The 23,954-nt window shown below is 42.6% G+C and carries 20 protein-coding genes and 4 tRNA genes; 13 read left to right on the top strand and 11 right to left on the bottom strand.

The window, feature by feature from the left end; translation table 11 throughout:
* On the top strand, positions 1-392 hold a 392-nt coding region (locus EI164_RS03355), incomplete at its 5' end, for a transposase (RefSeq protein WP_192518588.1).
* Between the two features lie 110 nt (positions 393-502).
* Here EI164_RS03355 and EI164_RS03350 read toward each other — a convergent pair.
* Both EI164_RS03350 and cydD read right to left on the bottom strand, forming a co-directional pair.
* The gene (locus tag EI164_RS03350; RefSeq protein ID WP_192518587.1) at positions 503-2,296 is read right to left on the bottom strand and encodes an amino acid ABC transporter ATP-binding/permease protein; all 1,794 of its coding nucleotides are present in this window, start codon (positions 2,294-2,296) and stop codon (positions 503-505) included.
* Positions 2,293-4,188: a thiol reductant ABC exporter subunit CydD gene (cydD, locus tag EI164_RS03345; RefSeq protein WP_192518586.1), complete on the bottom strand. Its 1,896-nt coding sequence runs from the start codon at positions 4,186-4,188 to the stop codon at positions 2,293-2,295. The genes EI164_RS03350 and cydD overlap by 4 nt, the downstream gene beginning before the upstream one ends.
* Before the next feature lie 709 nt (positions 4,189-4,897).
* On the opposite strand from cydD, the gene EI164_RS03340 reads away from it, so the two are divergent.
* The 4 genes from EI164_RS03340 (at position 4,898) to hemL (ending at position 9,279) form a co-directional block, all read left to right on the top strand.
* Complete coding sequence (locus EI164_RS03340; RefSeq protein ID WP_192518585.1) at positions 4,898-6,496, top strand: cytochrome ubiquinol oxidase subunit I; 1,599 nt, start codon at positions 4,898-4,900, stop codon at positions 6,494-6,496.
* Positions 6,489-7,625: a cytochrome d ubiquinol oxidase subunit II gene (gene cydB, locus EI164_RS03335; RefSeq protein ID WP_225739086.1), complete on the top strand. Its 1,137-nt coding sequence runs from the start codon at positions 6,489-6,491 to the stop codon at positions 7,623-7,625. Before EI164_RS03340 ends, cydB begins: the two co-directional genes overlap by 8 nt.
* Before the next feature lie 27 nt (positions 7,626-7,652).
* Complete coding sequence (gene cydX, locus EI164_RS03330; RefSeq protein WP_192518583.1) at positions 7,653-7,808, top strand: cytochrome bd-I oxidase subunit CydX; 156 nt, start codon at positions 7,653-7,655, stop codon at positions 7,806-7,808.
* 169 nt (positions 7,809-7,977) lie between these two features.
* Positions 7,978-9,279 carry a glutamate-1-semialdehyde 2,1-aminomutase gene (gene hemL / locus EI164_RS03325; protein ID WP_192518582.1) on the top strand — a complete coding sequence of 434 codons (1,302 nt, stop codon included), beginning with the start codon at positions 7,978-7,980 and terminating at the stop codon, positions 9,277-9,279.
* A gap of 177 nt (positions 9,280-9,456) precedes the next feature.
* Here hemL and EI164_RS03320 read toward each other — a convergent pair whose 3' ends face one another.
* Positions 9,457-9,789, bottom strand: a complete 333-nt coding sequence (locus EI164_RS03320; protein WP_192518589.1) for a DUF962 domain-containing protein — start codon at positions 9,787-9,789, stop codon at positions 9,457-9,459.
* A gap of 468 nt (positions 9,790-10,257) precedes the next feature.
* Between EI164_RS03320 and ppx the strand changes: the two genes are divergently transcribed.
* From ppx to EI164_RS03295, 5 genes are all read left to right on the top strand, one after another.
* On the top strand, positions 10,258-11,784 hold the full coding sequence (gene ppx / locus EI164_RS03315; RefSeq protein WP_192518581.1) for an exopolyphosphatase: 1,527 nt from the start codon (positions 10,258-10,260) through the stop codon (positions 11,782-11,784).
* Positions 11,785-11,970: 186 nt separating this feature from the next.
* Positions 11,971-12,774 (top strand): acetyl-CoA carboxylase carboxyltransferase subunit alpha, encoded by an 804-nt coding sequence (locus EI164_RS03310; RefSeq protein ID WP_192518580.1) that lies wholly within the window; start codon positions 11,971-11,973, stop codon positions 12,772-12,774.
* A 182-nt stretch (positions 12,775-12,956) separates the two neighbouring features.
* Complete coding sequence (gene tilS, locus EI164_RS03305) at positions 12,957-14,603, top strand: tRNA lysidine(34) synthetase TilS (protein ID WP_192518579.1); 1,647 nt, start codon at positions 12,957-12,959, stop codon at positions 14,601-14,603.
* Positions 14,604-14,799: 196 nt separating this feature from the next.
* Positions 14,800-15,633: a pyrroline-5-carboxylate reductase gene (proC, locus tag EI164_RS03300; RefSeq protein WP_192518578.1), complete on the top strand. Its 834-nt coding sequence runs from the start codon at positions 14,800-14,802 to the stop codon at positions 15,631-15,633.
* 126 nt (positions 15,634-15,759) lie between these two features.
* Positions 15,760-16,329, top strand: a complete 570-nt coding sequence (locus EI164_RS03295) for a YggT family protein (RefSeq protein ID WP_192518577.1) — start codon at positions 15,760-15,762, stop codon at positions 16,327-16,329.
* A gap of 109 nt (positions 16,330-16,438) precedes the next feature.
* Here the strand turns inward: EI164_RS03295 and EI164_RS03290 are convergent, their stop codons facing one another.
* Positions 16,439-17,233, bottom strand: a complete 795-nt coding sequence (locus EI164_RS03290) for a hydroxymethylpyrimidine/phosphomethylpyrimidine kinase (RefSeq protein ID WP_192518576.1) — start codon at positions 17,231-17,233, stop codon at positions 16,439-16,441.
* Between the two features lie 466 nt (positions 17,234-17,699).
* On the opposite strand from EI164_RS03290, the gene EI164_RS03285 reads away from it, so the two are divergent.
* The 3 genes from EI164_RS03285 to EI164_RS03275 all read left to right on the top strand — a co-directional run bounded on the left by EI164_RS03285 (position 17,700) and on the right by EI164_RS03275 (position 18,925).
* Positions 17,700-17,789 (top strand) — tRNA-Ser (locus EI164_RS03285).
* A gap of 184 nt (positions 17,790-17,973) precedes the next feature.
* Positions 17,974-18,050 (top strand) — tRNA-Arg (locus EI164_RS03280).
* A gap of 212 nt (positions 18,051-18,262) precedes the next feature.
* Positions 18,263-18,925: an RDD family protein gene (locus EI164_RS03275; RefSeq protein ID WP_192518575.1), complete on the top strand. Its 663-nt coding sequence runs from the start codon at positions 18,263-18,265 to the stop codon at positions 18,923-18,925.
* Between the two features lie 39 nt (positions 18,926-18,964).
* Here the strand turns inward: EI164_RS03275 and EI164_RS03270 are convergent, their stop codons facing one another.
* From EI164_RS03270 to EI164_RS03240, 7 genes are all read right to left on the bottom strand, one after another.
* Positions 18,965-19,945 (bottom strand): calcium/sodium antiporter, encoded by a 981-nt coding sequence (locus EI164_RS03270; RefSeq protein ID WP_192518574.1) that lies wholly within the window; start codon positions 19,943-19,945, stop codon positions 18,965-18,967.
* Between the two features lie 206 nt (positions 19,946-20,151).
* Positions 20,152-20,532: an aspartate 1-decarboxylase gene (gene panD / locus EI164_RS03265; protein ID WP_192518573.1), complete on the bottom strand. Its 381-nt coding sequence runs from the start codon at positions 20,530-20,532 to the stop codon at positions 20,152-20,154.
* Positions 20,533-20,628: 96 nt separating this feature from the next.
* Positions 20,629-21,210 (bottom strand): aminoacyl-tRNA hydrolase, encoded by a 582-nt coding sequence (pth, locus tag EI164_RS03260; RefSeq protein ID WP_192518572.1) that lies wholly within the window; start codon positions 21,208-21,210, stop codon positions 20,629-20,631.
* A gap of 191 nt (positions 21,211-21,401) precedes the next feature.
* The gene (locus tag EI164_RS03255; protein WP_192518571.1) at positions 21,402-22,082 is read right to left on the bottom strand and encodes a 50S ribosomal protein L25/general stress protein Ctc; all 681 of its coding nucleotides are present in this window, start codon (positions 22,080-22,082) and stop codon (positions 21,402-21,404) included.
* 413 nt (positions 22,083-22,495) lie between these two features.
* Positions 22,496-23,443, bottom strand: coding sequence for a ribose-phosphate pyrophosphokinase (locus tag EI164_RS03250; protein ID WP_192518570.1), 948 nt, complete (start codon positions 23,441-23,443; stop codon positions 22,496-22,498).
* A gap of 108 nt (positions 23,444-23,551) precedes the next feature.
* Positions 23,552-23,627 (bottom strand) — tRNA-Gln (locus EI164_RS03245).
* A gap of 243 nt (positions 23,628-23,870) precedes the next feature.
* Positions 23,871-23,946: transfer RNA gene (locus EI164_RS03240), tRNA-Gln, on the bottom strand.
* Positions 23,947-23,954 lie beyond the last annotated feature (8 nt).

Below are 23,954 nucleotides of genomic sequence, written 5' to 3'. Positions count from 1 at the left end.
CAGCTGATTTAAAGGCCATCTACGGTGCTGATACGCTTGAGATGGCAGAGGCCAACCTTGAGCACTTTGATGAAGTATGGGGTAAAGAGTACCCGCATGTCATCAAGTCTTGGCGCAATAACTGGGAGGGCTTAACGGTGTTCTTTGGTTATCCTAAAGACATCAGAAGAGCGATTTATACCACCAATGCGATAGAGTCGCTAAACAGTGTGATTCGAACGGCGGTGAATAAGCGTAAGGTGTTTCCCTCTGATCAGGCAGCATTCAAGGTAGTATATCTGGCAACCCAGCAGGCCTCTAAAAAGTGGTCGATGCCAATCCGTAACTGGACGTCTGCTTTAAATCGCTTTATGATTATGTTTGATGACCGTATCAGCAAGCATTTAATCTAAACGGCAGTTACACAGAATTCGGGATGGTCTCTTTAAAGCAGCGGCTTCTTGAAATAAAAAACCACTTAGGTAAGGTCTAAGTGGTTTTTTTATTATCAATATGTTTACACTCACGTGGATGCAAGGTCACTGGTAAATACACTTTCCTCTAGTATTAATGATTTACAGTGTCCCATGTTCCACTCATGGTGGCTGACGATAATTAATAAATCATTTTTTTGATGTGCGCGCACATTTTGCCACACCTGTGCTCGATTATCTGTATCAAGACCGGCAAATGGCTCATCGAGCAATAATACTCGCCGCGGTTTGAGCAACAGTCTTGCCAAAGCGATACGTCTTGCCTGACCACCAGAAATAGCTGCACCATATTCGCCGAGTGGCGTGGCAAGCCCTTGTGGCTGTGCTCGTAACCACGATGAAAGCCCAACTTTATCTAAAGCCGCAATCAATTCAGCATCAGAGGCATTTGCCTTTCCCAAACGTAAATTAGCTGCCAAACTTTGATCAAAAATATCGAGCTGCTGGCCTAAGTAACCAAGTTGATCTTTCCAATCGTAATCATCCCAAGCTTTACCGTTTAAAGTCACCTCACCTGATAAGGCTGGTAGTTCACCCGCGAGCATTTGTAGTAGTGTGGACTTTCCGCATCCTGAAGGGCCGCGAATGATCAACGGTGTGCCCGATTGAATAGAAGCACTGACATTTTGAGCACCCACCAATGCTTTGGGTATTTTTGTATAGACGTTTTTCAGCTCTGCTGTGAGTACATCAGTAGGCAGTGGTAATGAAGGGTGAGGTACGTTTATTTCGGCAGGCTCGTTTGTGGCATCCACTTTGCTTACCTTGTCTTTTGTCATATTAGCACTATCAGACTGTTGCTTTAGCAAAGCATTCAAACGATTTTTGGCGGCAATACTGTTTCCTAGTGATAGATAGTTTTGACCTAAAGGCACAACGATCTCTTGAATACCAAGTAGCCCAAGTATCACTGCTAATATTAATGGTACATTGAAGGAGGCACTTGTATCTGATGTGGCAACAGCAAACAACACCGCTAAAATGCTTAAATAAAAGAGCCATTGAATACCTAAAATATAACCTGATCGCTGTTTCTGTGCCTGCCACTCTAACTTCTGTAAGGCATTGTCTTGAGCCGTATAGTCTTTGGTTTGTGTATACCATTGTTGCCATAAAAGTAGTTGGGTAATGATTGCTAACGGCGCAAGCAGTTTATGGCGGCGAGATTCAGATGCTTCAGCCAACCGCTGTGCTTGAGCTATCCCTAAGTAGCTGGCGCACAAGGGTAGAAATAGTGCTAGTGTTAGTAGAGCAAAGATAACCAGCTTTAATAGGGTACTGATAGGCAGTACAAAACCGATGAAGACAGCCAGCAGTATCATCGTTATGGTGCTAATCAACCATGGGGAAATAACCCGAAGTATGAACTCATCAAGCTTGTCGATGTCGCTGACCAGTCGATGCATATATTGAGCGGAATGTAGAGCTTGTCGTTGCTCTGCTAAAGGTTTAGCTGCCAAGCGATTAAAGAAGCTTAATCTGAGAGTTTTTAATAAATCAAACACTGCATGATGCGAGACCATTAGCTCACCATAGCGACTGGCTGTACGAGCCATCGCTAGCATGCGTATGATTCCTGCTGGCACCATGTAGTTAAAAGCATGTGAGCCAACGGCCAGCATGCCTGCTAAAGCGGCACTGGTGATAAACCAGCCTGATATCATCAGCAGGGCGATGATAGAAATGGCAAATATCAATCCTAGCAGCCATGAGATGAGCCATAAATCAAATGACGGCTTGAACATATCCCGCAATCGAAAAGCTGGTACATGCTTATCCGTCATCTGATGTTCATGCGGGTTAGGTGATATACGCTGGCTCATTGTGCGCCTCCTAACTGATTAGGTGGTTCATTATCATCGAGAGTTTGGTGGTTAGCCGATAATGGTAGTGATAGTTGAATCACATTGTCTAGCCAATCTAGTTGTTCATGCGCATGTGTTACCCACAATACCGTTTTATTACGACTAACCGTTTCAAGTAAGGCATGAATATGTTGGGCAGTATCGGGATCTAAATGTTCGGTTGGTTCGTCGAGTAGCCAAAGACTGTCATCACGCAGTAGTAGTTGAGCGATGCCTAAGCGCTGCTGCTGACCACCCGATAAGCCCTGTCCACGCTCACCAAGCTGAGTGTTGATACCGTCAGGTAAACGTTGAATCAGCGGCCATAGGGCCACCACATCCAGCGCGTTAATCAGATCTTGATCTGTTGCTTCAGGATTGGCTAGGCGCAAATTCTCTGCAATCGTTAATGGCATCAGTGCCACTTGCTGTGCCAAATAACCTATATTTTGTCGTAGTAACTCTGGGTCAATGTCGTGATAAGGCACTTGCTCCGTGCTATTAGCATTCATGAAAGTGATGTCACCTTCATAAGACACAAAGCCCATCAATGCTTGGAGCAGACTTGATTTACCACTGCCACTATCGCCAATCAAAGCGACCCGTTCGCCCGCTTTTATATCAAAAGTAGTGGGTGCCAGACGGGTTCGATAAATAGGTTGGCGGCTGGATTGAGTATCTGATGTAGAATCAGGTGGCAGTTGATTGTCTAACTTTGTCGAGGTGATTATTTGGCTACGGATATTTAGGTTTGACAGTTTTATACCGAAAGCTTGGTAGACATCTAATGACGTTGAACCAGTAGTATTTATATTAGGATCAAACTGATGATTGTTGCCATTTATATCAGTCGTGCTCACTGGTTTTGCCGCCTCAATAATAGGCAACAAGCTTTGTATAGCGCCTTCGGCTTCTGCTTTAGCATGGTAGTCAGCACCTAACTGGCGCAATGGTAAATAAAACTCAGGTGCTAATAACAAGATAAATAATGCGCCAAAGTATGGTACTGGTACATGACCTTTATCCCATGGCAAGATACCAATCAAGCCAAAGCCAAGATAAACGGCCACTAGCGCAATACTCAGTGCGGCCAGTAACTCCAAGATAGCACCGTTTAAGAAGGCAATTTTCAGTACATCCATAGTACGGCGGCGATAATCTTCGCTACTAATGGCTAAGTCATGGCCTGCGATCTCAGTGGCTTGTAAGCGCTTTAACGTTGGCATACCACGTACCCAATCTAAAAAGCGACCACTAAGCTGAGCCAACGCGGTAAATTGATCCGCACTTTTACTGGCTGTTAAATGGCCAATCAATATCATAAATATAGGCACTAGGGGTGCGGTCAATAGCAGGAGAGCTGCGGCAACCCAACTTTGCCATGCGACAGCAGTTAATAGAATAATAGGCGTACTGGCAGCAACCTTGCGTTGCACACTAAAACTGCGGATAAAACCATCTAGCGCATCAGTTTGGTCAATAATTTGGCTAGATAAACTACCATCACTACCAAAATAGCGTAGATTAGGCCCTAGTTTTGCCATGATTGACAATAAAGACTCACGAAGATCACTGCGTACTTTGAAACTGGCGCGACTACTAATGAGCTCGCGTCCACTGTTGAGCAGTGGGCGTAGTATAAAACAGACCGTTAGCGCTGCAAGCCAATAGTTATTGACATTAGTGGCGAGTGGTAACTCATTAAAGTAGTTGTTAAGCCAAGTGCTAAAAAGGCTAGCAAGTAACCAGGCTTGGTAGACAAACAGCAATGTGTTGATGATAGTAAACAGCCAAGCTAAGTTAAGAGGGCGTTTGACCGATGTTACTAGCTCTTTGAGAAACCGTTTTTCGGCATTTGAAAGTGTTGCCATAGTATTATCTGCCGGCACAGTAAAAGTTAAAATAATAGGGTATATCTTCAACTCGATCGATGATTATCTACATGAACTAACCAGGGCTGAGTTTTATACTCTTGGGTCATTATTTATAGATATAAATATACACTACCATCAGTTTATCAGACGGTCATAGTATCAGTAGAACAGACGTGACTGACAAGTGTTGTTGATACATTATATTAGTAAGCCTTCATAGTATTTGGCTTATCAGGGTCTAAACCGCTTTGATTTAGGGTGCTGACATTATGGCGCGGATGTAATTTTCTGTAAACTATGTAATAATCTAGGCTTAAAACCACATATTTTATGTGGTTTTAAATACTTGTGTTGATTTAGCTTAAACATTATACTGTTAAATATATTGTAATTGTTAATAGTTTAGAATTTTTGTTTTTATCTTATTGCCATTTTATTAGGGCTAATAGAGTGGTTATTGCTTCGCTTCTTGTTGGTTTTTTTGGTACTACTTTGTATTTAATCAAGTGTTTGCAGCTTTTAAGAATAGTGATGACAAACATAAATGAATATTGGTACCAAAAAGGCTCAATCTTATGGGTAACGCAGGGCTAGTAGCTAAGTTAATTGAATATATTCAATAGATAAATATCTCTGATATAACATACAGGGTGTTTGTCTTGATAGTGAACTGTGCTGGTAAGCCCTTATTTTTAGGGAGTTTGGTATGATTACTGAACATCTAGTAGACATGTCCCGCTTGCAGTTTGCGGTGACAGCGCTTTACCATTTTTTGTTTATTCCACTCACGTTAGGCATGGTTTGGCTCCTGGTGATTATGGAGGCTGTCTATGTAACCACAGGGTTACAAGTGTGGAAGGATATGACGCGTTATTGGGGCAAGTTATTTGGTATTAACTTTGCGCTTGGTGTCACGACAGGCATCACCATGGAGTTTCAATTCGGCACCAACTGGTCTTATTATTCACAGTATGTAGGCGATATTTTTGGTGCGCCGCTTGCCATTGAGGGGCTGATGGCCTTCTTTCTTGAATCCACAATGGTAGGGTTATTCTTTTTTGGTTGGGACAGACTGTCTCGCTTTCAACATTTAGTTGTTACTGTCTTGATGGCAGTCGGAACCAATCTTTCAGCATTATGGATTTTGATTGCCAACGGCTGGATGCAAAGCCCTGTCGGTGCTGAATTTAATTATCAAACCATGCGCATGGAAATGGTTGATGTTTCAGCCATTCTATTTAACCCGGATGCCCAGAATAAATTTGTACATACGGTATCGGCAGGTTATGTCGTGGGATCATTGTTTGTATTGTCTATTTCAGCCTTATACTTACTGCGCAAACGAGACGTTGAATTTGCCAAGCGCAGTTTTCAGGTAGCAGCGGCTTTTGGTCTGGCGTCTATTTGTAGTGTGATTGTATTGGGTGATGAATCAGGCTACTCCGTTGGTAAAGCCCAACAAACCAAATTGGCGACGATGGAAGCGATGTGGCACACTGAGCCTGCGCCAGCACCGTTCAATTTGATTGCTAGTATTAACGAAGAAGAGCAGAAAAATAACTGGGAAGTGCAGATTCCTTATGCGATGGGACTGATCGGTACGCGTTCTTTGGATACAGAAATCCCTGGTATACATGATATTAAAGAGCTAAACCGTGAACGCATTACCACTGGTATCACTGCGGTAGGACTATTAGAGCAACTGCGTGAAACGCCAGATGATATGGCATTAAGGGCTGAGTTTGATAAGGTCAAAAATGACTTAGGATTTGGACTTCTACTTAAAAAATATACTGCTGATGTCTCACAGGCCACACCTGAAATGATTCAGAAAGCTGCAGATGACAGCATTCCTAAGGTAGCACCGATGTTTTGGTCTTTCCGTATCATGGTAGGGCTTGGATTCTTAATGTTGGCGTTATTCTTAACCAGCTTGTGGTTTACTTTTAAAGGAACGTTTGCTGAAAAAACATGGCTACTTAAATGGGCTGTTGTGATGTTACCAGCACCTTGGATAGCAGCTGAGCTTGGTTGGTTTGTCGCTGAATATGGGCGTCAGCCTTGGACTATTTATGGTGTACTGCCAACTTATGTATCAACATCGAATATCGGTGTGGCGAATGTTTATTGGTCGCTTGCTGGGTTTGTTGGGTTTTATACCGTCTTGTTGATTATCGAGATGTACTTGATGATTAAATACGTGAAGTTAGGGCCAGCAAGTTTGGGTACAGGACGTTATGATGGCGAGACACCTCGCAATGTAACGCCGACTGCCGCGGATCAGGAGGTGACTCATGTTGTTTGATTATGAAACATTAAAAATAATGTGGTGGCTGATCGTTGGTGTACTGCTAATTGGTTTTGCCATTATGGATGGGCATGATATGGGGGTTTGTACCCTGTTGCCATTCATTGGTAAAAATGATGAAGAACGCCGTCTAGTTATTAATACGATTGGACCACATTGGGAAGGCAACCAAGTTTGGTTTATTACTGCAGGTGGTGCATTATTTGCTGCTTGGCCGATGGTGTATGCAACGGCGTTCAGTGGTTTTTATTGGGCGATGATGGCAGTTCTATGGGCACTATTTTTTCGACCAGTTGGGTTTAAGTATCGTAGCATGGTTAAAGATCAAAGATGGCGTAACGCCTGGGACTGGGGGCTGTTTGTAGGCTCATTTGTACCTGCAGTGGTCTTCGGTGTTGCTTTTGGTAATCTATTTTTGGGTGTGCCATTTAGCTTTGATAATACGTTACGATCGACTTATACAGGCAATTTTTGGCAACTATTAAGTCCGTTTGCTATTCTTTGTGGTTTAGTCAGTGCTACCATGTTAATCATGCAAGGCGGTACCTATTTAGCGCATCGTACAGAAGGTCTTATTCAGACACGTACGATTCGTTACACCATGATTTCTGCTGTGGTGATGGTGGCATTGTTTGTTGGCGCTGGATTTTGGGTACAAACGCTTGATGGTTATGTCATTACATCAACAATTGATCCAGCTGGCTTACCGAATGTGCTTAGCAAGGAAGTGGTTTCGCAGCCTGGTGGTTGGATGACTAACTTTGCGACTTATCCAGTGGCGTGGGTCTTCCCTGCATTGGGTGTATTGATGGCATTAGTAACGGCTATGTTATTAAAAATCGGCAAAACACTGACAGCGTTTGTTAGCTCAAGTATTGCCGTATTAGGTGTTATCATGACGGCAGGTATCGCATTATTCCCATTCATTATGCCATCATCAACCTTTCCAAACTCTAGCTTGACGATTTGGGATAGCGTCTCTAGTCATTTAACACTAATGATTATGCTCTATGCTGTGGCTATTTTTGTACCACTCATTGTGATCTATACCAGTTGGGCGTATAGCGTCATGCGCGGTAAAGTCACTGCCGCTTATATCCGTGAAAATGATCACACGCTTTACTAAACGGTCTACTAATTTGGAGAGAACAATATGTGGTATTTCGCCTGGGTATTGGGGTTAGGATTCGCGGTGTTATTGGCCATTGTTAATGCAATTTGGTTAGAGCATGAGCAAGGTCGCTTAGAGTCATTTTCTCCTAAACAGAAACAGCAGGAAACACCTGAACCTGAGAAACTACCTGAGTAAAGCAGTGGTCAATTATTCTGGTAAAGCGCCTGAATGATAGCTGTTTTTATAATAGGTTTTATTGGTTAGATACAAAGTGAGCTCAGATGAGCTCACTTTTTTTTGTTAAGATAGGCGCACCAAGCTGTTTAATCGATATTTTTTATCAATATAATAAAGAGTCATGACTATGAGTACTAAAAACGAACAACTTTTTGCCCAAGCTCGCAAGCATATTCCGGGCGGCGTTAACTCACCTGTTCGCGCGTTTGCTGGGGTAGGTGGCACGCCTATTTTTATGCACCGTGCCAACGGCAGTAAAATTTATGACACTGAAGACAACGCCTATATTGATTATGTTGGGTCTTGGGGACCAATGATTTTAGGCCATGCGCATCCCAAAGTAATCGATGCCGTTAAAAAAGCAGCCGATGATGGCTTAAGTTTTGGTACGCCTACGCCATTTGAAACCACCGTGGCTGATAAAATTTGCGAAATTGTTCCTAGTGTGGAGATGATTCGTATGACCAGCTCTGGGACAGAAGCAACCATGAGCGCGATTCGCTTGGCTCGTGGCTATACGCAGCGTGACAAAATCGTTAAGTTTGAAGGCTGCTATCATGGTCACTCAGACAGTTTATTGGTAAAAGCGGGCTCAGGCATGCTTGATATTGGTGAGCCAACATCAAAAGGTGTTCCAGCTGACTTTGCCAAGCACACGATTACGATTCCTTATAATGACCCACAAGCGATTAAGGATTGTTTTGCAAAATGGGGCGAAGAGATTGCCTGTGTTATCTTAGAGCCAATCGCTGGTAACATGAACATGGTCATTCCAACACAAGACTTCCATGATACGTTGCGTGCCGAATGTACTGCTAATGGTGCGGTATTGATTTTTGATGAAGTGATGACTGGCTTCCGTGTTGGTCTTGGCGGCGCACAAGCACACTTCGGTATTACTCCTGATTTGACTTGCTTTGGTAAAATCATCGGTGCAGGTCTACCAGTTGGTGCTTTCGGTGGTAAGGAAGCCGTTATGTCTTGTATCGCCCCACTTGGTGGTGTCTATCAAGCTGGCACGTTATCAGGTAACCCGTTAGCAATGCGTGCTGGTATCGCTATGTTTGAAGACTTAACGGTAGAAGGTTTTTATGATGAATTGGCAGCGAAAGTAGATCGTCTAGTAGACGGTTTTCAAGAGGCTGCCGATAAGCATGGTATCAACCTACGCACCAATAAACTGGGTGGCATGTTTGGCATGTTCTTCGTCAAAGACGCAGCGACTGATACACCTAGCAACTTTGATGACGTGACAGAGTGCGATATGGAAGTGTTTAATACTTTCTTCCACGGTATGCTGGATCGTGGTATTTATTTGGCACCATCTGCCTATGAAGCAGGTTTTATGTCAATCAAGCATAGCGATGAAGATATTGATGCGTCAATCAAAGCTGCTGATGAGATATTTGCAGAAATGGCAAAGGCTTAGCTTTATAAGTAATCGCTTTCGGCATTAAAATAAAAACCAGCCACTGTGCTGGTTTTTTTATGCCCTAATATTTAAATGTTCAACAGACCCTAGCAAAAACCATGATTTCTTCGTCTATAAAATAGATAAAAAGTTGTATTAGTCTGATATGAGCGGACAATAACCAAGCATTGAATTTTATCGTGCTTTATCAAACTTACGGTCTTTTAGACTCAAGTTACCACGTAGCACATCGCTATACATTCGAAAGTCACTGGCAAAGCTTTTTAATGGAAACTTAAAAGAAGCTGGTTTGTTTTTTTCAAAGAAAAAATGCCCAACCCAAGCGCAAGCATATCCTGCGGCAATCCCTTTTAATACTGGTTTTGGTGAGCGGTCTTTTATTGATTTTGCCAAGCCTAATAAGCCAAAACTACTGCCTGCGAAGTGCAATCTTCGGCACGCCATGTTTTGATGCTCGTCCAAGTAGAAATCATAAAATTTTTGTTTGATGGGTGTACTAGCTTTCATTATACTCTTGCTAGATTGAGCACCAGTGGCTTTGACCTTACTTTGTGTGGCAGTTTGGTTCATTTTTAGCTTCCTTGCTAATGGCTGATATAGTACAAAGTTAAATGGCTATTGCTAATTGACAAGCACTCCATACGCCTTAAAAATCCTTTTATTTGCTGCATACTTATAAATAGTCAGTAAGTCACTGTTATTTATTATAATATGAGTGGCTTTCAATGTAGCAAACCAATATTATTAACACAAGTATTAGATGTGACGTTGGATTTTATCAAGTAGCTTATGATGTGCTTGCGATTTCAGCTTGATTTTGCGTCACTTGCCAGTGTTTGGCATAAATGCTTTAATGGCAAAACCTTATTGATGTGTGTGGGTTTCGCTGTCTTTTGTACTTGTGATGTTTGCACACTAATTTTCTGATGCTAGCTTCTGTTCTTTCATTTATCTTACACGGTAACGATGTCACTTATGCCTATTGAACACCTTACAAACCTACCACTTGCTGATGACGAAATGATGGCAGCCATTGATATTGGTTCCAACAGTTTTCACTTAGCCATTGCGCGTCTTGATCATGGTGAGGTGCGAAAAGTAGTCTCTATGTCTGAAAAGGTGCAGCTCGCTGCGGGATTGGACGAAAATAAAATTTTAAGTGCGGCAGCCGAAAAGCGCGGGCTTGAGTGTTTGAGCCGTTTCGTGGCACGTTTAGACTCGGTGCCACCTGAGCGTATTCGAATCGTAGCGACCAACGCATTGCGACAAGCCAAAAATGCAAATGATTTTATTGCACGTGCTAATAAGATTTTGCCAAAGCCTATTGAGATCATTGCAGGACGTGAAGAAGCGAGGCTGATTTACTTGGGAGTCTCGCATACCAATGCTAGTAGCGATAAACGCTTAGTGATGGACATTGGTGGTGGCTCGACAGAGTTTATTATCGGTCAAGAGTTCGATCCGCTATTAACCGAAAGCTTGCAGATGGGCTGTGTTTCTTTTACACAAAAATACTTTGCTGACGGACTGGTTACTAAAGAGGCTTTTAACAGTGCTATTTCGGGCGCGCGCAAAGAAGTGTTGGCTATTAATGGTCGTTATCAAAAAACAGGCTGGAGTAGTGTGGTTGGCTCAAGCGGCACGATCAAAGCAGTACGTAATGTTTTAGTGTCTAAAGGGTGGGCTGATGAGCAGGAGCGTATCACTTATAAAGGTGTCAAAAAACTAGAAAAGCTGCTGACTAAGATTGGTAACGTTAGTGATATTAATTTAGAAGGTGTTAAAGAACATCGTAAAGCAGTATTTCCAGCAGGTGTTGCCGTATTGCGTGCAGTCATGAAGGTGCTAGGTGTTGAGACCATTACTTATTCAGATGGTGCGCTACGTGAAGGGGTGATGTACGATATGCTTGGCCGCTTTGTTAGCGAAGATGTGCGTGACCGTAGTGTGTTAGCACTAATAAAACGCTATTCAGGCGACAAAAAGCAAGCTAAGCAAGTTGTCAAGACCAGCCGTCATTTGTTTGATCAGGTGCAGGAAAAGCTTGATCTCAGTAGCGATGACGGTGATTTGCTCAGACGTGCCGCGTTTTTGCATGAGATAGGACTGGCGATCAGTCATAGTAGTTACCATAAGCACAGTGCTTATTTGCTCGAATATTCAGATATTCCAGGGTTTTCGCAAGTCGATCAAAAACGTATGGCGCAGTTAATGCTCAATCATCGCCGTAAGCTCAAAGCCGATATGCTTGAGCAAACCTGTACTATCGGTGGTGATCAGCTCGTGTATCTTTGCTTACTATTACGGTTGGCAGTACTGGCGCATCATAGCCGCAGTGATTATGAATTGCCAGAATTACAATTAACAGTTGTGGATGATAACTGTTGGCAAATTACCGTTACCAATAGTAGTGAGCACTACGCCTTCTTATTGCCTGATCTACATACTGAGGTTGATCAGTTCGCTAAGTGGGGCGTGAAGCTGAGCGTAGTCGAAGCTTAGGGACAATAAAAATTACTGTTGTGAGTATTAAGCTACAGTTTGCCGTAACAAAAGCAGCTCTGTCGATAATGTCATACCATATAAGATGTGCTACTATAGCCTTTATTGAGTTTACAACTGTACTTTTATTGTCTGAACATCGATAATGATGCCATTGTTGAATATAATTATTAAAGGGAAAGGTCTATGAGCACTGTCTGGGATAGTGTGCAGCTTGCACGACATGCCAAGCGTCCATTATTTATGGACTATGTTAATCAGCTGTTTACCGAGTTTGATGAGTTGCATGGCGATCGTGCTTATGCTGATGATAAAGCAATACTGGGTGGTTTGGCTCGTTTTGACGGTCAGCCTGTGATGGTTATTGGTCAGCATCGCGGCCGTAGTACTCGTGAGCGGATTGCTCATAACTTCGGTATGGCAAATCCAGAAGGTTATCGCAAAGTGATTCGTTTGGTCAAAATGGCTGAACGCTTTAATATTCCTGTAATGACTTTTGTGGATACCCAAGGTGCATATCCTGGAATCGGTGCTGAAGAACGTGGACAGGCGCAAGCCATCGCAGAAAGTATCGCAGTATTTTCCAGCTTAAAAGTGCCTATCATTGTGACCATTATCGGCGAAGGCGGTTCAGGTGGTGCATTAGCCATCGGTGTGGGTGATAAAGTAAATATGCTGCAAAACAGTATCTACTCGGTTATCTCTCCTGAAGGTTGTGCTTCTATCTTGTGGAAAACAGCTGAAAAAGCACAAGATGCCAGTGAGGCACTTAAGTTAAATGCTATCAATCTATATCAAATGGGTTTGATTGATGCAGTAATTGAAGAAGGCGAGGGCGCACATGTGCAGCCGCAACCTGTTATGAATGCATTAAAAGCTCTTATTGCTGAGCAATTAGATGAGCTCAAAGATTTGGATGCACAAGAGCGTTGCGAGCTACGTTACCAAAAACTTAAATCATTCAACTCTGAAGTGATGTTACCTGCCTAGTCGGCTAGTATTGCATCAACCTGATATTAAACGTAACGAATACGTGGCATTTAATATTAGATATTGAGCTTAGTGTTAAAATAAAAACGTGTCATTTAATGGCGCGTTTTTTTGTGTCGATAAGTCTGTGTTTTGATTACCCTAGTAACTCCACAAATAATAGCAAGCAAATAAGGCTGACTATGACCAGCAGTGCAATCCTCTCTTACGCTATCAAGCCAATCGCTGAATTACCTGTTGATGCTAAGCTAGCAGTGGCGTTTTTAGATAGCATGGCTGAGTACAGTGAACAGCTACACGGACGCCGCATTTGGCTAGCCTGTAGTGGTGGCCGTGATTCATTGGCATTAGCCGCACTGTGTGTGCAGCTTTATCGACAAGGTAAACTGTCATTTTTACCACAGCTTTTACATGTGAATCATGGCCTGCAAGCAGATAGTGGGACTTGGGCAACACATGTCGCTGATTGGGCAGCGATGCAACAGATACCGTGTCAAGTTTTACAAGCGCAAGTGAACGGTCATGATGAGCAAGCGGCGCGGCAGGCCCGTTATGATGTGATGCGCGCATGTCTTAACCAAGATGATGTTTTATTGTTAGCGCATCACGCCGACGACCAAGCAGAAACGGTACTGATGCGATTAATTCAAGGGGCTGGAGTAAATGGGCTGTCAGGTATGCAGCCGTGGAGTGTACACACACAGGGCGCACATCGTATCGTATTATGGCGACCTTGGCTCACTATACAGCGCGCTGATATTAGTGCCTACGCCACGCGCTTACAGTTACCATATATTGATGACCCAACCAATGATACTGGTGATAATGTCCGTAGTGGACTGCGCCGTGATGTCATGCCCGCATTGGCACAATATAATTCCAATGTAATTGATAATATTGCTCGTAGCGCACAGTTACTGCGTGATGCGCAGTCAATTATTAGCGCACAAGCGGTAGAGGATTTACAGCAGACAATAGTGCCATCATTACAGCTACCACCTGTACAGCATGTGTTAAATATAGATAAGCTACAAAGATTGCCACTTTATCGCCAACGTCAATTATTGCACTATTGGCTTGGTCAAGACGAACCGTTACCGCCTGCGAAACAACTGATAGATGATGTATTGAACTTAGCACAGCGCACTGACCAAAACCATCAGACGAAGCTGTTTTGGCAAGGTCGCAAACGCGCCTATACTATCCGTCGATACCGTCAGCAGTTGTACAGGCTGAGCTGTGAATGGTTGGCATGGTTTGAGATACCGCTGAAGGAGCAAATGCAGATATTACCTCAGCCTTCTTTACCTGATATGGATGTCGCGGTTGACCGACCTGTATGTATGACCGTACGTCATGGTCAAAGTATCAAGTGGCAATTACAGCTTCAGACAGATGCATTGGATCAAGTCCTACTAGCTGGTGATAAAGCACTATTGAACAGTAATAAAGAATTATTGAACAGTGATAAGGATGCAGTAGTGCTTGAGACTGTAAGCCCAGCGGTATTAAAAATAACCCCATTACTTCGTCATCAGCGCGTAAAAACAGCCCTAGCATCTCGCCCACAATCTGGCAAGAAGCTCTATCAAACGCTCGGTATTCCATCATGGTTGCGTGAAAGTTTGATCGTGATTAGTGTTGTTTTGCCAGCGAGCAAAGAGTCATTGCCTGTGGAGTTGCCTTTATTGTTGATATCGCCTTTTGAGAGTTGGTTATTGAGTAGTATTACCTCAAATGCTGATGACTCAAATATAGATAAATTAACTTTTGGTAATCAATTGACCAAACTGATAGTAAGCAAGCTAAATCTGAATGCAAAACCCTAGGCCTAATGAGGCTTCAGGAGTCGTTTGATAGTGGCATTAAAGTCTTTTAGTTTATTGAGTTTTTTATAATATATTGACAGTGATGGCTTATTGAATTTATCAAACGGCTCCAGTAGCAGTATGATAAACTGGACGTCATTTTACATAAGCTTATGTTAGTTTGAGTATTTTTAAGTTTTGGCAAAAGGGAGTAGCAATGTCAGTATTAGACAATAAAAAAATAAGTTTTATCGGTGGCGGCAACATGGCAAGAGCGCTTATTAGCGGTCTGATTGGCTGCGGTGTCAAGCCTGAGCTTATTACGGTATCAGCGCCTAGCGAAGAGACACGTGCGCAGTATGATAAGCAGCAAATGAATACGGTTGATGCCAGCAAAAACCCCAAAGCTGCTGTAACTGGCGCAGACGTCGTCATACTGGCGGTCAAGCCACAAGTCATGAGACAGGTCGTTGGTGAGTTTGCAGATGCTTTAGACAATCAGCTGGTGATTTCGGTAGCAGCAGGATTGTCGACCGCACTTTTATCTGACATGTTAGGTGGTTACGATAATATTGTGCGTGCGATGCCAAACACGCCTTCTATGATTCAAATGGGTGCGACAGGGCTGTATGGTACTGGCGATATTTCTGCGGAACAAAAGCAGCTAGCAACCGCAGTGTTAGAGGCTTCTGGGTTGGTTATTTGGGTCAATGACGAAGAGCAGATGCATGCAGTAACTGCCGTATCGGGGTCAGCGCCAGCTTATATGTTCTACTTTCTTGAGTCCATGATCGATGGCGCAGTTGCGTTAGGTCTAGACAAAGAACAAGCGTCAGCATTGGCGATGCAAACCATGCTAGGCGCTGCAAAAATGGCAATGAATAGTGACGACGCACCTGCTGAATTACGCCGTCAGGTTACCTCGCCTAAAGGTACGACTCAAGCCGCAGTTGAATCGATGCAAGCCAATGAGATCGGCCGCCAAATTGGTGAGGCTATGAAAGCTTGCTCTGACCGTAGCCAAGCGCTTAGTGAAGAGATGAGCAAATAGTTCTGCATACCTGAGGTGTGTCATTGTCTATTTTGCAATGATACGCCTAAGCAGTAATACCAAGTATCTGACCATGACGTTTGTCATCTTAAGACCTGTTAATAATGTCACATAGAGTAGCACTTCATGAACAATATGTTATTTCAAATCTTTGATTTGGTCACCACCTTCGCCATGATGTTGGTATTTATTCGTTTTATGCTGCAGTTTGCGGGTATGGATGCCAGTAATCCTATGATTGCACCTGCTTATAAAGCGACTCATATCGTCGATGTCTTTGGGCGTATTTTTCCAACCGTTGGTCAAGGTCGTATCAGTATTGCGGCGATTGTACTGATGTTTTTGATCCGTTTGATTGACATCTCTGGTAAAGCAGCATTGACGCACCATGGTATTGCTCCTGTACCGTTATTTTTTACTGGTACTACTAGCTTGGTTCTAGACTTTTTGCGTATGTGTCGCTACTTGGTGATCGGGTCTATTATCGTTAGTTGGATTGTCGTATTTACGCAATCTCAGCATCCGATTATTGGTATTATTATTAATCTTGCAGAGCCAATCTTGGCACCGTTTCGTCGTATTACACCAAACTTAGGCATGCTTGATTTATCACCGATGGTAGCTTTCTTGGCGTTCTATTTACTTGAGATATTTATAGGTGGTTTGGCAGCGAGCTTTGTGCCCATGTTAGGTTAAATCAAGACCTAACACTCTCTAAGAATGATTGGTAGCCCAAAAAAAGGCGCTCTATATAGATAGAGCGCCTTTTTTATATCTACTTATTGTTTAATAAGCACAGAGCAAATCAGTGGTGAAAAAAACGATTGGGTATCAATTGGGCATTGCTATCATCAGGGTGCGGTGCATCAGCTGCGCGTAGTGTTTGAGTAATCCAGTTGTCTGCGGCCTTCACTGCATCAACAAGGTCGTCGCTCAACGCTAAGCGTCCAGCGATAAAGCTGGCTAATGAGCAGCCTGAGCCGTGAAACTCACCTGCTAAGCGCGGCAAAGTGCTCTGGTGTACCATTTCACCTTTCACATATAGATATTGCTTGATATCACCGCTATCAAAATCATGTGATGTTTTGACCAACACGGCATGGGTACCTTGGGCACATAGTTTTTGCGCACCAATATGTAAGTCTTGCTCACCACTTAAGGCACGTAGCTCATGAGTATTTGGGGTGATTAAGGTTGCATAGGGGAGCAGTGCTCTAAACGCAGTGACTAAGGTTTGCTCATCACCCAAGCTGCCACCGCTATTGGCGACCAATACTGGGTCTAACACAAAAGGTGTATCAGCAGTGATAACCTGCTTGGCAAACAATTGAGTCAGCATGGCAATGTTATCTGTGGTACCTAGCATACCTGACTTAATGACACTGACAGGTAAATCACCGAGCACTGCTTCAGCTTGCTGTTTTACCAAGCTTGCAGCACAAGCATCAAAGCCAAATACCTGCTGTGAGTTTTGTATAGTAATTGCCGTGCAGGCGATAGCTGCATGAGCACCTGCTTGGCCGATGGCTTCAATGTCTGCTTGTAATCCAGCCCCGCCTGAAGGATCCAATCCTGAAAAACACAACACCACTGGTCGCATAAAATGTCCTTTAATATATTTTAAAATAAGTAAAACATGCGCATTATCGCCGATTTCTATCTTATCTAGATCACAGCTTTGATAAGCTAGTAGCGCTCTGTTATGTCTAGTTATGAATATTCTGATAAATACTATAGCCATCCATTGCTAAAAAAGCCATAGTAGAAAAGATATTGAACATAGACAACCAAGCTATAGATAAAAAATGTATGAGAAAGCATTCTACATGGTTTAAATATGAATTTTTTACCAGTAACTATTGGTGTTTTGGTCGTAAAAAAGAGTATAAAGCCATATAAATAAAAAATTATGATAAAAGCTGCATTAAAACTGTAGACAATGCTTGCAATTCATTTTGGCTTTGTTATAATACTCGCCCACGACATAAGACGTATCATTAGCATTGATACTATGTTTAAAGAAATGTTTTTATTGAAAATATTTTGATAAGTGTCTTAAATCGTTAGGTGAAGTGGGTGAGTGGCTGAAACCAGTTCCCTGCTAAGGAACCATACGTGTAAGCGTATCGAGGGTTCGAATCCCTCCTTCACCGCCATTTATTCAGTTGTTGTTAGAGTAGTATTGCAAAAATAAGCGTTAATTATATTTTTAGTATTTCGTTCAAAAATAATTTGAATTTAATTCATAAAAATGTTGACACAAGCGATATTATCTATATAATGACCAACCTAATTTGCTGTAATTGTTATTAATAATTCAGTAAATGATGTGCAAAATACGCGCCTGTAGCTCAGTTGGATAGAGCACTTGGCTACGAACTAAGGGGTCGGGAGTTCGAATCTCTCCAGGCGCACCATTTGCATACTAGCTTTTATTAAGCTAAAAAATATTAAATCAATCGCCTGTCTTATGACAATTTGGCGATTTTTTTATGTCTGAATTTTATGTTTGATGACTCTCTCATATGACTTTACCTTTGGCGAGATAGCACCCTAGGATAATATACGATACGGTCGTAAATTACGGTACAATAGAGCTATTATTCATTGCTTGCTATGAGCTTGTACCATGTCAAAAAGTTTATCTAAACGAACCTCCAAAGCTACCACGAAATCAAAGTCTCAACGTAATTCTTCTACGCAGCAAACGTCTGACGAAGAGCCTACGATTGCTAAGCCAATGACTCGTGTAGTGGCTATCCTCTATGATGGCATGCTGATTTTGGCATTGTTATTTTTGGTAGGCACTATACTGGTAGTGCTTGGCACCTTAATGACGATGAATTCGGGTGTAGACTCATCGCAAGCCGAATCGTTACCAACATGGTATCAAAACCTTATTATGACACCGTCTTTTGTACTGACGTTAGTAGGATTTTATGGAATATTTTGGCGTCGTGGTGGGCAGACATTGGGTATGCAAACTTGGCGTCTAAAAACGGTCAATAACGCAGGTTATTTATTAACATGGGGACAGTCATTTAAACGTATTTTGGCCGCGTGCTTAATGCCATTGCTTTTTGGCATTATTGGTAGCTTGATTGGTGGCTCACGTCAGATATTGTTAACCAGCGCTTTATTAGGTTTTATTTTTAATTATGCATTTTGCTTTTTCAATCGTCGCGGCTTAGCAGTGCAGGACATGCTATCCAACACCATTACCCTAAAAATGCCAAAAGTGGCACATGAAGGGCTATGGAAGGGCTTTAAAAATCGTAAGAAAAATAATTAGCATCTCTTTTCATTGTTGTAGCAGCGTGAACAGTCAATGTTACATATTAACGGTTTGCATAAGCCATAGCGTATAACCGATAAAGAATATAATCAGTATTATGCCAGAAGCTCGACCGAATGGACGTTTGGTGATAAAGGCAAAAACGCACAGTACGGCGAGTAGTAGGGTGATTATTCCCATTGTTAATATATCACGAGACAATATAATGGGATTGGCAGTGATAGGAGCGATAATTGCTGCAAGACCGACAACGCCCAATGTGTTGAATATATTAGAGCCAATGATATTGCCCAAGGCCATATCATGCTCACCTTTACGTGCTGCTGACAAGCTCGCGACTAACTCCGGTAGCGATGTGCCAACTGCGACAATGGTTAACCCAATCACTAGCTCGCTCAACCCCCAAAGCGTTGCAAGCTCAACGGCACCCCAGACGATGGCTTGTGAGCTTGCTACTAACATTGATAAGCCAACAAACAAACTGCCCAAACCACGTATTAAGCTGGTGTGCATGAGCTCTGCATTACTTGCGCTTTCTACGCTATCCTCTTTATTTTCTGAGTTACCTTCGCGCAAACTGAGCACAATTTGAATACCCAAAACAACAACCAACATTGCCAACAACATTAGCCCATCGGTTAGGTCTAATCGACCATCACGCAGCTGCCAAGCAGCCAAAGCGGTAATCAATAGCAGTATCGGTAGATCTCGCTTTATAATGCCCTTATGGATGATAATAGGGCTGATGAGTACGGTTGCACCCAACACTAAAGCAATATTGATGATATTAGAGCCGTAGGCGTTCCCCAATGCTAGCTCAGGATTACCGTTTAATGCTGCTAATACGGACACGACCATTTCAGGCGCAGACGTGCCTAAGCCTAAAATGATCACACCAATCAAAAAACTTGGTGCATTGAATTTTTTTGCTAGTGCTGTTGCACCATCAATAAATACATCAGCGCTCCAAACCAAAATCCCTAAACCGACCAGTACTGCAATGACTGCCAACCACATTAGTAATTTTCCTTTTTTATTATCTTGTTATCCAAGATAAAGCGATGATTCGTGCTGTCAACTTTGTTTAGCTCGCCCTAGATGGATAAATGTAAAAAAAGCCGAACCCAATGTAGATTCAGCTTTTGAATACTTTAATGCCGATCACTGACTGCTAGTGATACAAGAAAGCTCATAATCAAGCGTAATCGCACCGCAAATGATGATTAAGCTACTTGTACTGGGATAATATTTGCAGTGTCTTTAACCGTATTGTCTTCGTTACAATAAACCAGTTTTGGCTTATAAGTTTCGGCTTCTGCTTCTTCAAACTGAGCATATGCACAGATGATAACGATATCGCCCAAATCTGCCATATGGGCTGCAGCGCCATTTAACGAGATAATACCAGAGCCAGCTTCTGCACGGATAGCATAGGTACGAAAGCGTTTGCCATTGGTTACGTTGTAGATGTCGATAGACTCATTTTCGCGTAGCCCAGCAAGATCTAATAAATCACCATCGATACCGCATGAGCCCTCATAGTGTAGTTCAGCATGGGTAACACGAGCACGGTGTAATTTGCATTTAAGCATAGTAAGTTGCATAGGTTGCTTCCTCAGCGTAACTGATATTAACTAAATCAAAGAGTTAATGGGGATTAACTGGCTAAAATAAAAGGCACTTATCTTTGAGCTATCCTATTATTCAGGCAGTTTAAAGCCATTTATTTGCGAGCGGGCCTTTTCGATGTCACCGTCTAACAATAATGGTAGCGCTTCAAAAGCAGCTGTCAAAGCGCTATCAATGGCAATTTGCTCATCTGGAGCGGCTTTGGACAGGACATGGCCGCTCACTTTAGATTTGTGTCCAGGGTGACCAATTCCTACGCGCAGGCGATGAAAGTCATTACCGATATGCGGCGTGATATCACGTAAGCCATTGTGACCACCATGTCCGCCATTGGTTTTAAGTTTAATACTACCAGCTGGAATATCTAGCTCATCATGGGCGATAAGCAATTCATCATTTTGGATACCATAGAAATTTACCATTGGTACCACTGATTCGCCAGACTTATTCATGAACGTGAGCGGCATCAATAGACGAACATCATGCCCGTGGATTTGTCCGCGTCCTGTTACGCCATGGAATTTCTTATCAGGAGAGAGGGTGATATTAAACTGTTGAGCCAAATGATGGACAAACCAAAATCCTGCATTATGACGTGTAAACATATACTGCTGACCAGGATTACCAAGACCGACAATAAGTTTTATGGCCATAAAAATACCCTGCTTGAATTTAATAAATGAGTGGTAATTTTTGAATATATAAGTGTTGAATATGTAAGGTTTATATTATGCCCAAATCTTACTTACAAAAACAGCAGGAGATATTCATCGCCTGCTGTTTTTTGACTAAATCAACCTGTTATTAAGTAACAAGTACAAGACTGCTACCTAATAGTCGGTTGTTATTCGCCGTCTTTGTTATCTTCAGCTTCACCTTGCGCACTAGCAGGTACATCAGCTGCATCAACTTCTTCAGCATCTGTATCAACTTCTTCCACTGTTGGTGGCTGCATGTTGACGATAGTACGGTCATGGCCGTCCTCTAACTCAAGCTCATGAATGACAACGCCTTCAGGAAGTTTGATGTCTGATAAACGTAACAAATCACCGATTTCCATACCAGATACGTCTACTGTGATATATTCAGGTAGTAGTGATGGTAGGCAAACGATTTCGATATCAGATACTAGTGTTGATAGAACACCAGAAGCTTTAGTACCTGGAGCTTCTTCACGACCAGTGAAATGCACAGGAACATTCATGTGGATTTTCTGACCTTTTACAATGCGCTGGAAATCAGCATGCATTGGGAAGCCTTTAGCAGGGTGACGTTGTAAGTCTTTGATAACAGCTTGATGCTCTACGCCGTCAACATTGATGGTCAAAACGTGTGAGAAAAATGCTTCGAATTCAAGTGCTTTTACCAACTCGTTAATTTTGATAGAGATTGATGTTGGCTCTTCATTGCCACCATAGATAATAGCAGGAACTAGGTTCTGCTTACGTAGGCGGCGGCTCGCACCTTTACCTTGTTGTTCAGCAGAACGATCAACTGCGTTTAGCTCAAAATGGTTAATGCTCATGGATATAATCCTATAAAAAGAATGATGAAGTGTCTGGTCATAAAAAAGTGGATTTGCGACCAATCCACTAATACGTGATGATAGCTATGCGTGATTTAGCATGGTAAGCAAAGCTCACGATACTTACGCTTAGCCATTTGCTTATAATAGAAACTCTCATGATGATGGTCATCGTGGTAGTCGTTATTTTCAAGCATGATCAGCACTTTTAATAATGCCGACCTGATTGAATCAATCAAACGGTTAGCACAGGCGCGCATTATACGTGATTTTGTAGTAATAATAAAGACCTACGCAAAAGGCGCGCACAAAAAAACAGCGCCAAGTAATGATACTTGACGCTGTTTTTTAGTATTTAAATATTTTACGACGAGCATTGCTGTTAAAAATAAGCAATGCCAATGGTTTAAATATTAGTCGTCAAACATTGCGCTAATAGATTCTTCGTTATTGATACGGCGTAAGCTTTCTGCGAGCATCGGAGCGATACTTACTTGGCGAATCTTACTACACGCTTTTGCGGCGTCAGACAATGGAATCGTATCGGTAACAACCAACTCATCAAGTGCAGACTCGCCAATATTTTTTAGCGCATTACCTGATAGGACAGGGTGGGTGACATATGCTAAGACACGACGAGCACCATTTGCCTTCAATGCTTCGGCAGCTTTGCATAGTGTTCCTGCAGTATCAGCCATATCATCAACAATCACACAATCACGGTCACGAACGTCACCGATGATATGCATGACTTGTGACTCATTGGCACGAGCACGGCGCTTATCGATAATCGCCATGTCGGTATCACCCAACTGCTTAGCCATTGCACGTGCACGAACCACACCGCCAACGTCAGGTGAGACTACCATGATGTTGTCATAATCTTGCTTTTGTAGGTCGTTTAGTAGTACAGGCGTGCCATAGATGTTGTCTACAGGAATATCAAAGAAGCCTTGAATCTGGTCTGAGTGCAAATCAACCGTCATCACGCGATCGATACTAACGATATTTAGCATGTCAGCGACGACTTTAGCAGAGATAGGTACACGAGCTGAACGTGGACGACGATCTTGACGAGCGTAACCAAAGTAAGGCATAACAGCTGTGATGCGGCCAGCACTAGAGCGACGCAAGGCGTCAGCCATCATCATGATTTCCATTAGATTGTCATTGGTCGGTGCACAAGTAGGCTGCATGATAAACACGTCTTTACCGCGCACGTGTTCTTTGATTTCCACGGCAATTTCGCCATCAGAAAAACGCGTGATGTCAGCTTTACCAAGAGGTATATGGAGATGGTCGGCTACGGTTTTCGCTAATTCAGGGTGGGCATTACCCGTAAAAATCGCCAAATAAGGCATGACAGAAGTCCTATTGATTACTCAAGCAGCGACCGCTAAGCAGTGTCAAACTGCTCAAATTAAGAAAAGAGTGGTGAAAATAATTGAAGACTACTATTACAGTAAAAATGGCAGGGGTAGCTGGACTCGAACCAACGGATGTCAGGATCAAAACCTGATGCCTTACCAACTTGGCTATACCCCTGTAATGTCTAGATTGTATACGTCTAATACCTAACTATAACTTATAAATAGTTATTTTTAGAATAGCGTAACGACCTATCAGTTATATGAAAAACAGATAAACTGTCTAAAACATAACTTTTCCCTAGCGGTGTTCATTGCGAACTATACCGAAACTGGGATGGCGTTGTCAATGACAATAAAATAAGTGACGTTTTATAATTCACTTATTTTAGGTGCATATCAAACACTTGGAACTTAAAAATGGCAGGGGTAGCTGGACTCGAACCAACGGATGTCAGGATCAAAACCTGATGCCTTACCAACTTGGCTATACCCCTATTGTGGC

The organism is Psychrobacter sp. FME13, assembly GCF_014861395.1.
Lineage (GTDB): Bacteria > Pseudomonadota > Gammaproteobacteria > Pseudomonadales > Moraxellaceae > Psychrobacter.
The sequence above is the reverse complement of the archived record's forward strand: the minus strand, read 5'-3'. Positions and strand labels throughout refer to the sequence as shown.

Excerpts from the sequence above, each read along its gene's own strand:
- EI164_RS03255 (WP_192518571.1), bottom strand. The coding sequence starts at position 22,082 with ATGAGCATTAACCATTTTGAGCTAAACGCAGTTGATCGTTCTGCTGAA.
- EI164_RS03350 (WP_192518587.1), bottom strand. The coding sequence starts at position 2,296 with ATGAGCCAGCGTATATCACCTAACCCGCATGAACATCAGATGACGGAT.
- EI164_RS03340 (WP_192518585.1), top strand. The coding sequence starts at position 4,898 with ATGATTACTGAACATCTAGTAGACATGTCCCGCTTGCAGTTTGCGGTG.
- EI164_RS03250 (WP_192518570.1), bottom strand. The coding sequence starts at position 23,443 with ATGCCTTATTTGGCGATTTTTACGGGTAATGCCCACCCTGAATTAGCG.
- EI164_RS03310 (WP_192518580.1), top strand. The coding sequence starts at position 11,971 with ATGAGCACTGTCTGGGATAGTGTGCAGCTTGCACGACATGCCAAGCGT.
- EI164_RS03295 (WP_192518577.1), top strand. The coding sequence starts at position 15,760 with ATGAACAATATGTTATTTCAAATCTTTGATTTGGTCACCACCTTCGCC.
- tilS (WP_192518579.1), top strand. The coding sequence starts at position 12,957 with ATGACCAGCAGTGCAATCCTCTCTTACGCTATCAAGCCAATCGCTGAA.
- EI164_RS03270 (WP_192518574.1), bottom strand. The coding sequence starts at position 19,945 with ATGTGGTTGGCAGTCATTGCAGTACTGGTCGGTTTAGGGATTTTGGTT.
- ppx (WP_192518581.1), top strand. The coding sequence starts at position 10,258 with ATGCCTATTGAACACCTTACAAACCTACCACTTGCTGATGACGAAATG.
- panD (WP_192518573.1), bottom strand. The coding sequence starts at position 20,532 with ATGCAACTTACTATGCTTAAATGCAAATTACACCGTGCTCGTGTTACC.
- proC (WP_192518578.1), top strand. The coding sequence starts at position 14,800 with ATGTCAGTATTAGACAATAAAAAAATAAGTTTTATCGGTGGCGGCAAC.
- EI164_RS03275 (WP_192518575.1), top strand. The coding sequence starts at position 18,263 with ATGTCAAAAAGTTTATCTAAACGAACCTCCAAAGCTACCACGAAATCA.
- EI164_RS03320 (WP_192518589.1), bottom strand. The coding sequence starts at position 9,789 with ATGAAAGCTAGTACACCCATCAAACAAAAATTTTATGATTTCTACTTG.
- cydD (WP_192518586.1), bottom strand. The coding sequence starts at position 4,188 with ATGGCAACACTTTCAAATGCCGAAAAACGGTTTCTCAAAGAGCTAGTA.
- cydX (WP_192518583.1), top strand. The coding sequence starts at position 7,653 with ATGTGGTATTTCGCCTGGGTATTGGGGTTAGGATTCGCGGTGTTATTG.
- pth (WP_192518572.1), bottom strand. The coding sequence starts at position 21,210 with ATGGCCATAAAACTTATTGTCGGTCTTGGTAATCCTGGTCAGCAGTAT.
- hemL (WP_192518582.1), top strand. The coding sequence starts at position 7,978 with ATGAGTACTAAAAACGAACAACTTTTTGCCCAAGCTCGCAAGCATATT.
- EI164_RS03290 (WP_192518576.1), bottom strand. The coding sequence starts at position 17,233 with ATGCGACCAGTGGTGTTGTGTTTTTCAGGATTGGATCCTTCAGGCGGG.